Below are 16,583 nucleotides of genomic sequence, written 5' to 3'. Positions count from 1 at the left end.
AAGAAAATGAAATATACTATAAGAATATTAGCTCTGGCATTGACCCTATTTACCGTAGGTTCATGTACAGATCTTGAAGAAGAGATCAAAGATGGCTTCACAGAAGACTTTGATCCTAACAACCCAGGCGTTGGTCAAAGTGGCTCTGGTAGCTCTGACGGACTTAACGCTGCATTCTCTAGACTTTTGAACGGCTCTGCTGCGCATAACAGCTACTTCTCTATTCAGGAAGTTTCTACCGATGAAGCGGTTATTACTCAAAAAGGTGGTGACTGGTTTGATGGAGGTATCTGGCTGAACATGCACAGACATGAGTGGGGTTCTACCCACCCTGCCTTGAATAACTTTTGGAATGACGCCTATGGCGGAATCAATGAGTGTAACAGGCTGCTAGATGCTGGCGGACTTTCTAACGATAAGATAGCTCAGTTAAGAGTAGTTAGAGCTTACTTCTATTGGAGATTGATGGACTCTTTTGGTCGCGTAAAAATAGTTACCCAGCCAGGACAAGATGCACCGCAGTCTTCAAGAATTGAAGTTTTCAACTTCATTGAATCTGAGCTTTTAGCTGCAATTCCTGACCTTCCTACTGGTAAGCAAGCATATGCTAGAATCAGTAACTTAGGTGCGCATGCTTTCCTTTCTAGACTTTATCTTAACTCTGAGGTTTACACAGGTATCCCTAGATATGCCGAAGCAATTGCTTCTGCAGATGTAGTAATCAACTCTGGTATTTATAGCCTTACCGATAACTATGCGGATGTATTCTCTCCAGATAATGAAGATGATCCTGAGCACATTTGGATTCTTCCTTTCGATGAAGTTACAGCTGGTGGAATGAACTTTGCGCAAATGACGCTTCACTACCCTAGCCAGTTAACTTACAGATTGGCAGAGCAGCCATGGAATGGATACTCTACACTAGAAGAGTTTTACAATTCTTATGACAATGCCGATGAGAGAAAAGCTAACAACTTTGTGGTTGGCCCTCAATTCGATGTTAACGGCCAGCCTATTCTAGACCTAGCTTTTGACCCTGCAGATCAAGACGGAGCTCCTGTAAACTATACTCCTGAAATCAATCAGTTAGCGCCAAGTGGAAGCCGTCAGGCAGGTGCAAGAATGAGTAAGTTCAGCTTTAAGCAAAAGCAAAGATCTAACATGGATAACGATTACATCCTGTTTAGATATGGTGAAGTGCTTATGAACAAAGCAGAAGCAACTGCAAGACTTACTGGTAACTGGAATAACCCTACTACTTTACTTTTAATGAACCAAATTAGAGAAAGAGCTGGCGTAGCGCCTTATGACGGTACTAACATGCTAGATGACTCTGAATTCTTGGCTGAAAGAGGTAGAGAAATGTTCCAAGAGTCTCTAAGAAGAGTCGACCTAATCAGATTTGATAGATGGGGTGACGCTTGGTGGGAAAAGTCTCAGCATAATGATGACTACAGAAAACTATTCCCTATTCCAAACACTCAGATATTATCTGCTGAGGGTACTTTAACTCAGAACCCAGGATATAATTAGAATTTGAATATTATTAATTAAAATGGGTTGTCGATTACGGCAACCCATTTTTGTATGAAAAAGCTAGTATTACCATTTTTTGTATTGACTCTGGTACTATCGTGCACCGGAGAAAAGAATCAGACGCTTTTTGAGAAAGTTGAAGCAAAAGAAAGCGGAATAGACTTTCGTAATCAGCTAGACTACACTGAAGAATTAAACCCATATACCTACCGCAACTTTTTTAATGGCGGTGGAGTGGCCTTAGGAGATATTAATAATGATGGCCTGCTAGATATTTTCTTCTCTGGCAACATGGTTGAAAACAAGCTATACCTAAACAAAGGCAACTGGCAGTTTAAAGATATTACCCAAGAGTCTGGCACTGGCGGAAGTAAGTTCTGGGCTACAGGAGCCACCTTTGTAGATATTAATGCAGACGGTTGGCTAGACTTATACGTTTGCATCTCTGGCCCTCCGAGCGATGAGCTAGGAAGGAAAAACCAGCTATTCATCAACCAAAAAGATGGAACTTTTAAAGAGTCTGCTGAGCAATTCGGTTTAGACTTTAAAGGATTGGCAGTGCACGCTGCATTTTTTGACTATGACAAAGATGGAGATCTAGATTGTTACCTTCTTACCAATTCATTTAGAGGAGTTGGCATTGGACAAGATATAGTTGAAAATCAAAGAGAGATTCCGAGTGCCGATAATGCTGGGAATAAACTACTTAGAAACGATGATGGTAAATTCGTTGATGTAACCAGTCAAGCCGGTATTTATAACAGTGACATTGGCTTTGGTCTAGGTATTACCCTCTCAGATTACAACCAAGATAGCTGGCCAGACATCTTCGTATCGAACGATTTCTTTGAAAAAGACTACCTGTACATAAATAATCAGGACGGCACCTTCTCAGAGCGATCAGAAGATTATTTTGAGAGTCTTAGCATGGGTTCTATGGGAGCAGACGCCAGCGATTTGAATAATGATGGGCTGCCCGAAATAATGGTTACCGAAATGTTGCCAGCTACCTTGCCTAGAAGAAAAACAAAGGCCACTTACGAATCTTGGGACAAGTATAGCCTCAATACATCTAAAGGTTACTATCATCAATATCCTCGCAACGTATTACAAAGAAACTTAGGCAACGGTCAGTTTTTGGAAATCGGCCGTTTAGCGGGTGTTTCTGCAACCGAATGGAGCTGGGGAACCCTAATTTTCGACACAAATAACGATGGCTTAAATGACATTTTCGTGTCTAACGGAATTTATAAAGACCTATTAGACCGAGACTATCTGAATTACATGGCCAATGAAGCGCGAATTCGGTCAATGATTCAAAACGATGAAGACGTTATTACCAGCTTAATCGATGTAATGCCATCTAAACCAGTGGTTAATGCACTATTTAAAAATGAAGGAGCATTCCAGTTTGAAAACATAAGTCAATCAGCCGGGTTACAAGACGAGAGTTTTAGTAACGGAAGTGCTTATGGAGATTTGGATAATGATGGAGACCTAGATTTAGTGGTTAACAATGTAAACATGCCTGCATTTGTTTATAGAAACAATACAGATACCACAGCCAACCGTTCATTACAAATTGAGCTTCAAGCCAACTCGAACCAAAACACCAAAGCCATTGGTACTTTTGTTCAGGCTTGGGCAAATGATCAGCATTATTCGGCTTACAATTTTCCATCAAGGGGATTTCAAAGTTCCGTTGACCCAAAAATACACTTAGGAGTAGGTTCTTTGAATACTTTAGATTCCATTAGAATCACTTGGCCAAACGGTTCAAAAACAACTTTGGAAAACATCAGAACCAATCAGCTTTTAACACTTGTTCAGCCAGAAAAGCCTCAACAAGCCTTAGAAGCTACCAAAACAACTCAGCAAACCTTAATCCAAGCTTCAAATCAGTTACAGTACAAGCATGAAGAAAACCTTTTTGTAGACTTTGATAGAGAGAGGCTTCTGCTCGAAATGTTTCAGAATGAAGGGCCTGCTTTGGCCATATCAGACATTAATGGAGATGGCATAAACGACATGTTCATAGGCGGCTCAAAAGATATTGCAGGAACCCTGTTTTTGAGTAAAAATGGTGAATTGAAGCCAGTGAAAAGTGCCGCTTTAGAGGCAGACAGAATATCTGAAGATGTATCGGCTGTGTTTTTCGATGCAGATGGAGACGGTAACCAAGACCTTTATGTAAGCAGTGGCGGAAGGGCATTTAGCCGAAGCTCATCTGCCTTAATGGATAGGCTCTATATTAATGATGGCAAGGGCCAGCTAATCAAGTCCCAATCAGCACTCCCATTCACAAACTATTACAGCAATAGTACGGTTTCCGCGGGCGACTTTGACAACGATGGCGATACCGACCTGTTCATTGGCGAGCGATTCGATGCCTTTACCTATGGCGAATCGGGCAGGGCTTTCATTTTTCAGAACGATGGTACTGGTGAGTTTACCGATGTCACCGACAAGGTAGCCCCAGAGCTAATGGAAATTGGAATGGTTACCTCCTCATCTTGGGTAGATATAGACGGTGACGGAGACTTAGACTTAGTAATTAGTGGAGACTGGATGGCCCTTCAGCTTTTTGAAAATAACAACGGCAGACTGCAGAAGCAGGAGGCTTTTCCAAACCTCAACGGTTGGTGGCATACCTTACACCTTTCAGATGTCGACAATGATGGAGACTTAGACATTATCGCTGGTAATCACGGTGAAAACACATTTCTGAAACCTGGCACCAGAATGTATGTGAGTGACTTCGACCAAAACGGCACCAAAGAACAAATCTATTGCGAGAAGATTGACGGCAAGTACTACCCAATAGTAGATAAAGATGAGCTCATAAAGCAGATTCCCTCACTTAAGAAACAGTTGGTTTACTTTGAAGATTATGCCAATAAAAGCATAGATGAACTCTTTAGCCCTGAGGTTTTGTCAAAAGCCAGAGTCTTTGAAATGAACGAAAGGCGCAGTGGTATTTTCTACAACCAAAAAGGTCAGTTCAATTTTAAGCCTCTCCCAAAAGAAGCACAATACTCTCCTATTTACGCTGTTCACTCCGAAGATTTAAACGGTGATGGATTTCAAGATTTAATATTAGGTGGAAACCAATACTTGGTTAAACCACAATTTGGCCGATACGATGCCCTTAAGGGTTTAATTTTATTTGGCAGCCAGACAGGATTCAGCAGTGATAAATTGGAATTTTTAAATATTGATGGCCAAATTAGGCATATCAAGAAAACGACTATAGAAGGAAAAGAAAAGTATCTTTTTGTTATTAATAATGGCCCTTTGTTAACCTATGAGAAGAAGGATTAGTGCGAAAATATTGTTGGCTTTAGGCATGTTGGTAACGGTCTATTCCTGCCATCAGTCAGACTATGCCAAATTGGAGAAAGCCGAACTGGCTAAAGGAGTAAAGTATGACTCCTTATTCCATGGCATTCAGTTTGGTCAAAGTAAAAAGGTATTCTATGACATTTGTTGGGAAAAGAACAGGCAAGGTCTCTTTACAGCCGGTAACCTCAAGAATTATGTAAACTATACCCTCAATGGAGATAGCTCACAAATCAAGGATATAGAGATGTTTTTCTACCCTGAATTCGATAGTGAGGAAACCATAATTGGGATGGACTTAGAATACAAATACAAGGCATGGGCACCTTGGAATGAAGACTTAACATCGGCAAAACTGCTTCCCATACTTAAAGACACCCTAATGAATTGGTATGGAGGAAACCAGTTTATGCAAATAGAAGGAGATGAAAGCTCTGACCCAATTTGGGTAAAAGTAGATGGCAACCGAAGAATTGCCATTAAAGCCAAAGACGAAGAACGATTACAGGTGAAAATGGTCGACCTAACGGCTGATAAATAATTTTTTGATATGAAGCTAAGAAAGACGATTCCGGGTCTATTTATTGTGTTATTGCTGGCCAGTTGCGCAAGCGAAAAACCCAAAGACACTCTTTTTACAGAAATGTCTCCTGAGAAAACAGGGTTCAATTTTGAAAACAAATTGGCCTATGACAGCGCCTTTAACATTTATACCTACCGCAACTTCTACAATGGTGGTGGTGTGTCTATTGGAGACATCAATAATGATGGGCTGCCCGATATATACATGACAGCCAATCAATTGCCTAACAAGCTTTTTTTAAACAAGGGCAACTTCCAATTTGAAGACATCTCCCAGTCAGCTGGTATTTCGGGCAATAGAGCATGGTCTACAGGTGTAACCATGGTAGACATCAATGCAGATGGCTTGTTAGACATCTATGTTTGCAACTCTGGCGATGTTCAAGGAGACAATAAGCAAAATGAACTCTTCATTAATCAGGGAGATCTGACCTTTGTTGAATCTGCCGAAGCATACGGTTTAGCCGACCCTGGCTATACAACACATGCTTCCTTCTTCGACTTCGATAAAGATGGAGATCTGGACGTCTATATTCTCAATAACTCTTACCAAGCCATAGGCAGCTTTGATCTAAGAAGAAACGAACGCCCTAAACGCGATGTTCTAGGCGGAGATAAGCTCATGGAAAATAGAGATGGCAAGTTCTATGACATAAGCGAACAAGCTGGAGTATATGGTTCGGTTATTGGTTTTGGCTTGGGCGTTACGGTAGGCGATGTAAATGGAGACTCTTGGGATGACATTTACGTATCGAACGACTTCTTCGAAAGAGACTACCTTTACTTAAATCAGGCCAATGGTACCTTCAAAGAAGTACTAACGGAAAAAATGAATTCCATCAGTGGGGCATCTATGGGAGCCGATATGGCCGACATTAACAACGATGGGAATAATGACCTCTTCGTAACTGAAATGCTCCCAAATGACTATAAGCGTTTAAAATCAGTCACAACCTTCGAAGATTGGAATCGCTACCAATACGGTCTAAATAACGGGTATTATCACCAGTTTACCCGAAACACCTTTCAAATTAACAACGGCAACAGTTTCTCTGAAATGAGCAGAATGGCTGGAGTAGAAGCCACCGACTGGAGCTGGGGCGCATTAATTTTCGATATGGATAATGACGGTTATAAAGACCTCTTTGTAGCTAACGGAATTTATCAGGACCTGACAGATCAAGACTATCTGCAATACGCCTCAAGCGAAGAAATTATGACCGCCATGGTTACTAAAAATGGCGTAGATTATAAAAGCCTCATAGATATAATTCCTTCTAACCCATTAAAGAACTTCGCTTACAAAAATCAGAATGGTGTAACCTTTCAAGATGTAACTGAAGACTATGGCTTAGCAAAACCTAGCTTTTCTAATGGTGCTGCCTATGGTGATTTAGACAACGATGGCGACTTAGACCTAGTAGTGAACAATGTAAACATGCCTTCATTTCTCTACAGAAATAATTCTGAGATGAAAACTAACCAGAACTATATAGCCCTTGAGCTTAAAGGAGAAGGACAAAATACAATGGGCATTGGTGCCAAAATATGGGTTACCTCAAATGAAACTACCCATTATATTGAGCAGCAGCCTACACGAGGTTTTCAGTCTAGCATAGATCCTCGTCCGTTTATTGGGCTCAATTCTGCAGAAAACGTAGCTGTTAAGGTAGTTTGGCCCTCTGGTAAAATCACTGAAATGAAAGATGTAGAACCAAATCAAAGGCTAACACTGTCTGAGGCTGAAGCGGCTAAACTTAATTTAAGCATCAATAGTAACTCTGCTAAAGCTACCTTCAGCCAAGAAGCCCTTTCCATTGACTATAAACACGAAGAAAACAGCTTTGTAGACTTTGATGTAGACCGTTCACTTTTTCTTATGAAAAGTACACAAGGGCCTAAAATGTCACAAGGAGATATCAATGGAGACGGATACTTAGACATTTGGATAGGTGGCAGTAAAGAAGAAGCCGCCACACTACTGATGGGATCATCGGCAGGTTTTAAAAGCAGAAAATCGGTAGCATTTGAAGAAGATGCCATATCTGAAGATATTCAGAGCGTATTTTTTGATGCTGACAACGATGGAGACTTAGATTTATATGTCTGCAGTGGTAGCATCGAGTATTCATCAAGTTCTTCAGCATTTCAAGACCGTTTATACTTTAACGATGGTAACGGAAACTTTACAAAATCTGCTCAACTACTTCCTAGCCAAAGCCGCTATGTGAGTTCATCTACAGTGGCAGCCGCTGATTTTGATGGCGATGGCGATATAGACCTGTTTGTTGGTGAAGGTAGCAAACCTATGCAGCAGGGGATTCCTGGAGATGGCTTCTTATTAGCAAATGATGGCAAGGGCAAGTTTACCGATGTTACAGAAAAGTATGCTGCTGAATTAAAATCACTCGGAATGATTACCAGTAGCACATTTACAGATGTGAATGGAGACGGCAAGCCAGATCTAGTGATTGTTGGCGAGTACTTAGGCGTTGAAATCTTCCTGAATGAGCAAGGGACTTTTAGCAAGCAAACCCCAGAGAATTTGGCTGCACTAACTGGCTGGTGGAATACCATCCACGCAGTAGATATAGATAAAGACGGAGATATGGACTTCGTTGTCGGAAACCATGGCCTCAATAGTCGCTTTAAAGCTTCCTCTACTGAGCCAATATCCTTATTTGTAAAAGACTTTGATAACAACGGAACCTTAGACCCTATTCTTTCAAAATACATGACGGATGGAAAAGCTTACCCTTATGGGCTAAGACACAACTTAATAGATCAGATCAAAGGCCTTAAAAAAGTGTTGCCAGATTACACCTCTTTTAAAGATATGAGCATAAGAGACATTTTCAATACTCAGCAAATGGATGGTGTCTTAGAAATAAAAGCATCCGAAATGGCCTCTGTACTTATTCTTAACAATGGCAATATGCAGTTTCAAGTAAGTGAATTGCCAAGTCAAGCTCAGGTTAGCCCAATATATGCGATAGCCTCCGGAGATTTTGATAAGGATGGAGATATAGATCTTCTGTTAGGAGGTAACCTCTACGCTGTTAAGCCAGAGGTAGGTCGCTACGATGCCAGTTATGGAACCTACCTCAAGAATGATGGCAACGGAACGTTTATGGTTGCAAAACCAGAAGAAGGCTTCTTTGTTCAAGGCGAAATCAGAGACTTTGCCGTGTTCGATAACTATGTAATTGTTGCAAGAAACAACGATGAGTTGGTAAAGCTGAATTACTGATCAGACATCCGTTTCAACACAAAAGCAAAATTGCAATGAGGAATCACCGGCTAAAAACTCAGAAGAAAATAAGCTCTATTTGGTGGAAGTTAGTCTGTCTAGCCATATTGGTTTCTGCTTGCGCGAGCAAAAAGGAGCCAAATGGACTCTTTCAAAGAATTAGTGCAGCAGATTCTGGGATCGACTTTCGGAACGAATTAACCGAAACGGATGATTTTAATATTATTGAATACCTCTACTATTACAATGGTGGAGGGGTTGCAGCAGGAGACATCAACAATGACGGCCTGATAGACCTCTACTTTACTGCTAATCAAGGCCCAAATAAACTCTATCTCAACAAAGGCAACTTAACTTTTGAAGATGTCACTACCCGTGCTGGAATTCAGGAAATAGGAACATGGTCTACAGGTGCTGTTATGGCCGATATTAATGCCGATGGCTTCCTTGATATATACCTTTGCCAAGTTGGAGATTATAAAGAAGCCAAAGGCAGAAACCAACTGTTCATTAATAATCAAGACGGCACATTTACAGAAAAAGCGGAAGCCTATGGTTTAGACTTTGTTGGCTTTTCTACCCACGCTGGCTTTTTTGATTATGATAATGATGGAGACTTAGACATGTATCTCCTCAACCATTCCATTAAGAACCCTGAAGTTTTTGTTCCAATTAATGAGAGAACTAAAAGTTTTGAAGGGGGCGATAAAATCTTTCAAAATCAGCTAGCTCAAGGTGAAGCTCGCTTTATCGATGTTACCGAAGAAACAGGCATTTACTCTAGCGCACTCGGCTTCGGGTTAGGGTTGGCCCTCAGTGATATTAATAAAGATGGGTGGACCGATATCTACGTTTCTAACGATTTTGCCGAAAACGACTACCTCTACATTAATCAACAAGATGGTACCTTCAAAGAGGAGCTTGAATCCCGAATTCAACATACAAGCCGCTACTCAATGGGGAATTTTGTGGCAGATATTAATAATGACGCTGAATTAGATATTTTCACTACCGACATGTTACCTGGTGACCCTGAAATATGGAAAAAATCAGTAGGAGAAGACAAAGTAGAGGTTTACCGCATCAAAGAGCAATTTGGTTACGGCCACCAGTATGTGAGAAACACCATGCAACTGAATTTGGGCAATGACATGTTCTCAGACATTAGCCTTTTCTCAAATAACTTCGCCACTGACTGGAGTTGGTCACCTCTAATATTCGATATGGATAATGATGGGCTACAAGATATTCACATTACTAATGGAATATATAAGCGCCCAAATGACCTAGACTTCGTGAATTACATGAATAGTAATCCAGGAGCCATGGAAGACAACGAGCTGGAGCGCGCCAGAATCAACTCGTTACCAACGCTTAAAATACCCAACTATGCTGGCCTAAATCAAGGCAACGGAAAGTTTACAACATCACCGCAACAAATGGACTTAGGCTTTGAAGAACCTAGTTATTCCAACGGATCTGTCTATGCCGATTTAGATAATGATGGAGACTTAGATTTAGTTATTAACAACTTAGAGCAAGAAGCCTTTATTTATGAAAACACCTACAGTGGAACAAATTCATACCTCAAAATTCAGTTTAAGGGATCAAAAAACAATCCGTTTGGAATAGGTGCAAAAGTGATAGTAAGCTCCAGTGATGTTACTTACTACAGAGAAAACCAAAACTCTAGAGGTTTTCAATCTAGTGTTGCGCCAGAAGTGCATTTCGGACTAGGGACAAACTCTCAATCAGTATCGTTAAAAGTAATCTGGCCTGATGGCAAAACAGAGAATATAAATAATCAGCCAGTAAATCAAACCATTACCTTAGACTATTCAAAAGCTCAACTTTCCGAAGCAAGCAAAATAACAGATGAAGAAGTCAGTTTGGTTAGCCCTGTAGACTGGTCAGTTGCATACCAACATCGTGAAGACCCCTTCGATGATCATTTGAGAGAGTACTTGCTTCCAAGAAAATTCAGTCACGAAGGGCCAGCATTAGCAGTAGGTGATGTAAATGGAGACGACCTAGACGATATATATTTTGGCGGTGCTAAAGATCAGGTAGGAGAATTGTGGATTCAATCCGAAAATGGAAAGTTTGAAAGACAATTAGGGTTGGTTTTTGAGCAACTCAAGCGTGCAGAAGATGTGGCCGCCCACTTTTTCGATGCTGATGGTGATGCCGACTTAGACCTCTACATTGCCAGCGGAGGTAATGAACTACAAGCAGGTATGCTCTTCAACTTCGATAGGCTCTACTTAAATGATGGAAAAGGCAACTTCCAGTTTTCCCCTGGCAGCCTAACTCAAGTTGGTTCTATTGGTAAAACTGTGGCCATCGCTGACTTTAATGGAGACTCTTTTCCCGATGTATTTGTTGGCTCCAATATTGAGCCCGGCTCATATGGTAATAATCCTCAGCAAATACTCTTAATCAACAACGGTAGAGGTTTCTACCAAAACCAGACTCAAGCCAGAATTCAGAACGCTCAAAACCTTGGAATGATCAATGCCGCAAAGGCTATTGATTTTGATTCTGATGGCGATATGGATTTGCTTTTGGCTGGTGAGTGGACAGGTATTCAACTTTTAGAAAATGATGGAAAGGGAATTTTCAACCGTGTAGATAATTCTATGGCCAACCTAAAGGGTTGGTGGTACAGCTTAGAAATTACCGACCTGAATAATGATGGTTTGCCAGATATTGTAGGTGGCAATCTAGGTCTTAACTCAAAGCTAAAAGCTTCTAAAAAAGAACCTGTAACACTTTACTTGGGCGATTTAGATCAAAATGATCAGACAGACCCGATCATCTTCCACTATCAGGAAGGGAAGGAAACTCCCTTTGCCTCTAGAGATGACCTTATTAAACAGGTTTCAAAAATAAAGAAGTTGCACAGCAACTATGAGGAGTATTCTCAGGGCTCTGGACCTGAAGAAATATTGGGTGAAGACTTTCAGAACATCCCAAATAAAAAGGCCACGGAGTTTAAGTCTCATGCTTTCATTAACCAAGGCAATGGGGAGTTTAGCGCAATACCGCTACCCGAGGTAGCACAACTAAGCCCTATAATGGCCATTGTTACCAATGACTTCAACCAAGATGGTAATGAAGACCTTTTACTATTTGGAAATAATTATGGCTACAGAACTGATTTTGGACGTGCTGACGCCAAGCCAATTACATTACTCTTAGGTAATGGTGATGGTACTTTCAATCCAACAAAAGACCATTTGCTAAACACTAATGAGACTTGGGGCGAATACCGAAATGCATCAAAAATATCTATTGCAGGTGAAGATTATGTGCTCGCAATAAAGAACAATTCAGGCCCTACCCTGCTTAAACTCAAATCTAACCAGTAGCACATTTCCCCTCTAACTCTTTGAGTTTTTGTTAGATATTGATAAATATTCGATTTCAACCCTTCTAACTAATGCTAAAAAGAACAATTGTTTTGCTGCTTGCCATTTCTTTGGCTATCAGCTGTAAGCCCACTCAATACGGTTTTCGAACCAAAGACATAAAATCTGCCCAGCGACTATATGGATTAGAATTCGACAAGACCGGTATTGACACTATGTATCATTACCTGGGCAGAAATAAGAGGGGTTACGAAAACCTGAGAGAGTACCAGGTAGATAACGAAACCTTTCCTGCCCTCACCTTTAACCCACACCCTGCTGGTTTTGAAATGCCCACTGGCCAGCAACAAATTTTGCAGCCAGAAGTATCTGACAACATCATGTTGCCTGCAACTGATGAAGAAATTGCCTTTCTAAGTATTCCCGAACTGGCCTCACTTATTAAAGCACGAAAGATTACTTCTGAGCGGCTTACCAACATTTATTTAGAGAGAATTGAAAAGCACGATGGTCAGCTACAGTCAGTAATTACTGTAACCAAAGAGTTGGCGCTTAAACAGGCCCGTAAAGCCGATAAGGAAATAGCTGCTGGCAATTATAAAGGCATTTTGCACGGCATACCTTATGGTGTAAAAGACTTAATGGCGGTCGAAGGTTATCCCACTACTTGGGGAGCAGAACCTTACAAAGATCAAATGATTGACCACACTGCTACTGTAGTGAATAAGTTAACCGAACAAGGTGCCGTATTGATTGCCAAACTTGTTTCTGGTTCTTTAGCTCGTGGAGATGTTTGGTTTGGCGGCAAAACCAAAAACCCTTGGGATCTTTCACAAGGAGCCAGTGGGTCTTCTGCGGGTTCAGGTTCGGCCACCTCTGCAGGACTTGTGGCATTTTCTCTCGGAACAGAAACCTTAGGATCTATTACCTCACCAGCCACAAGAAATGGCGTTACTGGCCTGAGACCAACCTACGGGAGAATCAGCCGACACGGAGTGATGAGCCTAAGCTGGTCTATGGACAAGGTTGGCCCCATTTGTCGCTCGGCAGAAGACTGTGAAATAGTTCTGGCGGCTATCTACGGAAAGGATCCGCTAGACCCCACTACCAATAATGTGCCCTTCACCCCTGCCAATGGCAAGGTTTCGAATCTAAAAATCGCCAAGTTAGAATCGGATATCCTTTCCGACAGTAAAACCCAAAGAGGAAAAAACGTTATAGCTGCTGTAGCGCTTTTAGAGAAAGAGCTCAACTCTAGCTTCGATACGCTTTCTCTTCCAAAAAATTACCCCTTCAGAGTATTCGATGTAATTCTAAGGGCTGAAGCAGGAGCCTTTTTTGAAGAGCTAGTGAGAAGCGGAGCTGTAGATGATATGGTAGAACAAACCTCCGGCAGTAGAGCCAACTCGCTTCGTCAAGCACGCTTTATTCCGGCAGTAGAATACCTTCAGGCTAACCGTGAACGCAGAAGGCTGATCGAAGAAATACATCAGCTGTTCAAAAATTACGATGTGATTATTGCGCCTTCAGCAAGAAGTAGTCAACTCCAAATCACAAACCTTACTGGTCACCCTGTAATTTCTATCCCTACTGGCTTTGATGAAAAAGGAAGACCTACTAGCCTAACATTAATTGGTAATTTGTACGAAGAAGACAAAATTCTACAGTTAGCTAAGTACTATCAGTCACTAACTGAGTTTGACGAAAAGCATCCACCACTATTCTATACAATCGCAAAATAACTCAGAATGCTGCTTGTATTATTCTAAGTATAACCCAAGGAAGAGATGGCTTATATTTTATGCTTTTCGCTTGATCAAATGCTTGATAGTCATAACATTTGTAATCCTAAAGAAAGGAGATTGTGATGAAGAAGATTTTTTTAACTGTAACGTTGGCTATGCTGTTTGCCATCTCTGCTTGCGATAGTGGAGTAAAAGAACTTGAGATCGAATCTGATGTTTACCATGAGACCATGGATAAGCTATCTGAAATTATTGTCCATGACATTTTTTCTCCACCTGTTGCGAGTAGAATCTATGCTTACCCAAGCATCGCTATGTATGAAGTACTCGCCAAAAATGATGCTGGTTATCAGTCGTTGGCAGGCCAGTTGACAGAGCTGTCAGAAATTCCTGACCCGAAAGAAGAAGTTTCGTACGATTTAGCTGCTCTTCAGGCATTCATAAAAATTGGGACGGCTCTAATTTTCTCGGAAGCAGATATGGACGCCTATCGAGATGAGCTTTATGAAGAATTGGGCAAAGGTGTAAATAGCGACTTTTTTGAAGCCTCCGTGGCTTATGGTGATGAAGTGGCGGCTCACATTCTTCAGTGGGCTGATGGCGATATGTATAAGCAAACACGTACTTACCCTAAATTCACTGTTACCAATGACCCTACGCGTTGGCAGCCAACACCTCCTGGTTATTTTGAAGCGATTGAGCCGCACTGGACACAAATTCGTCCTTTCGCTATAGACTCTGCAAGCCAGTTTACTCCCGAAAGGCCAACAGCCTTCGATATGGACAAGAATAGCACTTTCTATAAAGAAGTGATGGAAGTTTACGAAACGGCAGTAAATCTTACCCAAGAGCAAAAAGAGATTGCCTCTTTCTGGGATTGCAATCCATATGTAATGAATGTAACTGGCCACGTAATGGCAGCCACTAAGAAAATTACTCCTGGTGGGCACTGGATTGGTATTGTAAAAATTGCTTGTCGAAAAGCAGAAACCAACCCAATGCAAACAGCAGAAGCTTATGCACTTACCTCTGTGGCTTTGGCCGATGGCTTTATTAGTTGCTGGAATGAGAAGTTCCGTTCTAACCTGATTAGGCCTGAAACTGTAATTAATAAATACATAGATGAAGAGTGGTTGCCATTGTTACAAACTCCTCCCTTCCCTGAATATACGAGTGGCCACTCAGTTATATCTAATGCCGCAGCCGTAGCACTAACTTCAATCTTTGGCGATAACTTCTCTTTCAGAGACGATACAGAAGAAAAGTATGGCCTAAGCGTGAGAGATTTCGATTCGTTTATAGATGCTTCTGAAGAAGCTGCTATTAGCCGTCTATACGGAGGAATCCACTATATGCCGGCTATCGAAAACGGTGTAACTCAAGGAAGAAAGTTAGGAAACTTCGTGGTAGACAAGCTTGAACTCCGAAACGAAGCATTAAGCCAAAACGAGGAATAATAAGATATCAATCACCACAACAATACGGCCGCGCTCTTTTGAGTCCGGCTTTTTTATTCTTCAACAGGAACAATCTTAACCTTTAGGAAGGTACGGTAGTCCCTCTCATCTTCATACCTACGATCTTTCCATATAAAGTCCTTTTTAGTACTAAGCCTATTAACACCAGTAGGGCCTGTTTCATATTTAAGTTCGCCTAAAAACCCCTCTTCATTGAAAACGAGGTAATTTGCGTCCATATATTTCTGAGCAGCCTCTCTATATTCTTCAGATTCCCAATACCTCGGGTACTTATTTCGAAGCTCTCGATTAATTGACTCAGGTATAATTTTCAAACTGTGGAGTAGAATGTAATCTTTTGTAGAATACACGTTAGAATTAATTCTAAATCTATCAGGGTTTCCAGAATCTCCATAAGACTTAACCTCATAGTCTGGTTGAAATTCCTTCGGAATCACAATGCTATTCAGTAACTCATCACCTTCTGCATTCCAGATGTAAAGCATACTATCAACTGAGTGGATCTGAGCAAATTTACTTCCGAAGTAATTGGTCATATATGGCCATCCATGATCTACATAACCTTTCAGGTTTCGATAGGTACTTGATTCGGGTTTACTCATTATTGAATAACCAGATTCGCTTTCTACATCTATGGCATATACCATTTCAATAGAGTCATAATAATCCATACTTGGATAGCTCGGCCCCTGAGGAGCAGTAATAAAGGCAACGAACTTATCATCTCCTTGATACTCATAATCAAATAACATCCGTGGGTTGTAGTCTAGCATCCATAGACCATTTGTTTCCACGGGGTACGGAAAACGCTTTACTCTCTTGCCTTCTTTATCCAACAGGTGGAAATAATAAGTGCCATAGCATATCAAATAATCATTACCATAGAACGTCCATCCAAAATCATAGTCACCTACATAGTTAGGCCCTTCAATATGTGGGTTGAACTGGCTCAATAACTCTCCCTCTTCATTAATGATTAGAACTTCATTTGAGGTTTTATCGAGAAGCAAAAGCTCCTCGGCTTCCTCATTGTAGTCTAATAAGTCAAGTTCTGAAAGCCATTCAAACACAACGGAATCAGCTACTATGGCCTTATAGTTTCTAGTTTGAGGCACACCTATTTCTTCTTTCGAGGTAGAACAAGACCCCGCGAACAGAATCGCCAAAACAATGAATATGATTAATGTGTGCTTGTTTTTCATGTGGTTTTTAGTTTTAGAAAGTACTGTGTGTGAATCTGTGTAAGATTTTGTTACGAAACGCTTATTTTAAGGTAAGAATT

Annotated in this window: 8 protein-coding genes; 7 read left to right on the top strand and 1 reads right to left on the bottom strand. The window is 41.0% G+C overall.

Annotation, left to right across the window (positions count from 1 at the left end; all coding sequences use genetic code 11):
* Window positions 1-6 precede the first annotated feature (6 nt).
* The 7 genes from T7867_RS06800 (at window position 7) to T7867_RS06770 (ending at window position 15,280) form a co-directional block, all read left to right on the top strand.
* Window positions 7-1,533, top strand: coding sequence for a RagB/SusD family nutrient uptake outer membrane protein (locus tag T7867_RS06800; RefSeq protein WP_068217142.1), 1,527 nt, complete (start codon window positions 7-9; stop codon window positions 1,531-1,533).
* A gap of 54 nt (window positions 1,534-1,587) precedes the next feature.
* Window positions 1,588-4,857: a VCBS repeat-containing protein gene (locus tag T7867_RS06795; RefSeq protein WP_068217141.1), complete on the top strand. Its 3,270-nt coding sequence runs from the start codon at window positions 1,588-1,590 to the stop codon at window positions 4,855-4,857.
* The gene (locus T7867_RS06790) at window positions 4,841-5,416 is read left to right on the top strand and encodes a hypothetical protein (protein ID WP_068217139.1); all 576 of its coding nucleotides are present in this window, start codon (window positions 4,841-4,843) and stop codon (window positions 5,414-5,416) included. The genes T7867_RS06795 and T7867_RS06790 overlap by 17 nt, the downstream gene beginning before the upstream one ends.
* Window positions 5,417-5,425: 9 nt before the next feature.
* A complete protein-coding gene (locus T7867_RS06785) occupies window positions 5,426-8,707 on the top strand; it encodes a VCBS repeat-containing protein (RefSeq protein ID WP_068217137.1) in 3,282 nt (1,093 codons plus the stop codon).
* A gap of 35 nt (window positions 8,708-8,742) precedes the next feature.
* Complete coding sequence (locus T7867_RS06780) at window positions 8,743-12,078, top strand: VCBS repeat-containing protein (RefSeq protein WP_089082265.1); 3,336 nt, start codon at window positions 8,743-8,745, stop codon at window positions 12,076-12,078.
* Window positions 12,079-12,149: 71 nt separating this feature from the next.
* On the top strand, window positions 12,150-13,820 hold the full coding sequence (locus tag T7867_RS06775) for an amidase (protein ID WP_068217134.1): 1,671 nt from the start codon (window positions 12,150-12,152) through the stop codon (window positions 13,818-13,820).
* 125 nt (window positions 13,821-13,945) lie between these two features.
* Window positions 13,946-15,280, top strand: a complete 1,335-nt coding sequence (locus T7867_RS06770) for a vanadium-dependent haloperoxidase (RefSeq protein WP_068217132.1) — start codon at window positions 13,946-13,948, stop codon at window positions 15,278-15,280.
* A gap of 53 nt (window positions 15,281-15,333) precedes the next feature.
* Here T7867_RS06770 and T7867_RS06765 read toward each other — a convergent pair whose 3' ends face one another.
* Window positions 15,334-16,503, bottom strand: a complete 1,170-nt coding sequence (locus tag T7867_RS06765) for a hypothetical protein (protein WP_068217130.1) — start codon at window positions 16,501-16,503, stop codon at window positions 15,334-15,336.
* Between the last annotated feature and the right edge of the window lie 80 nt (window positions 16,504-16,583).

The organism is Roseivirga spongicola (assembly GCF_034376045.1).
Taxonomy (GTDB): Bacteria; Bacteroidota; Bacteroidia; order Cytophagales; family Cyclobacteriaceae; genus Roseivirga; species Roseivirga spongicola.
Note: the sequence above shows the minus strand (reverse complement) of the source record. Positions and strands in the feature narration are given on the sequence as shown.

Bases quoted from the DNA above. Each gene is read 5' to 3' on its own strand.
- T7867_RS06790 (WP_068217139.1), top strand. From the start codon at position 4,841: ATGAGAAGAAGGATTAGTGCGAAAATATTGTTGGCTTTAGGCATGTTG.
- T7867_RS06795 (WP_068217141.1), top strand. From the start codon at position 1,588: ATGAAAAAGCTAGTATTACCATTTTTTGTATTGACTCTGGTACTATCG.
- T7867_RS06775 (WP_068217134.1), top strand. From the start codon at position 12,150: ATGCTAAAAAGAACAATTGTTTTGCTGCTTGCCATTTCTTTGGCTATC.
- T7867_RS06770 (WP_068217132.1), top strand. From the start codon at position 13,946: ATGAAGAAGATTTTTTTAACTGTAACGTTGGCTATGCTGTTTGCCATC.
- T7867_RS06785 (WP_068217137.1), top strand. From the start codon at position 5,426: ATGAAGCTAAGAAAGACGATTCCGGGTCTATTTATTGTGTTATTGCTG.
- T7867_RS06800 (WP_068217142.1), top strand. From the start codon at position 7: ATGAAATATACTATAAGAATATTAGCTCTGGCATTGACCCTATTTACC.
- T7867_RS06780 (WP_089082265.1), top strand. From the start codon at position 8,743: ATGAGGAATCACCGGCTAAAAACTCAGAAGAAAATAAGCTCTATTTGG.
- T7867_RS06765 (WP_068217130.1), bottom strand. From the start codon at position 16,503: ATGAAAAACAAGCACACATTAATCATATTCATTGTTTTGGCGATTCTG.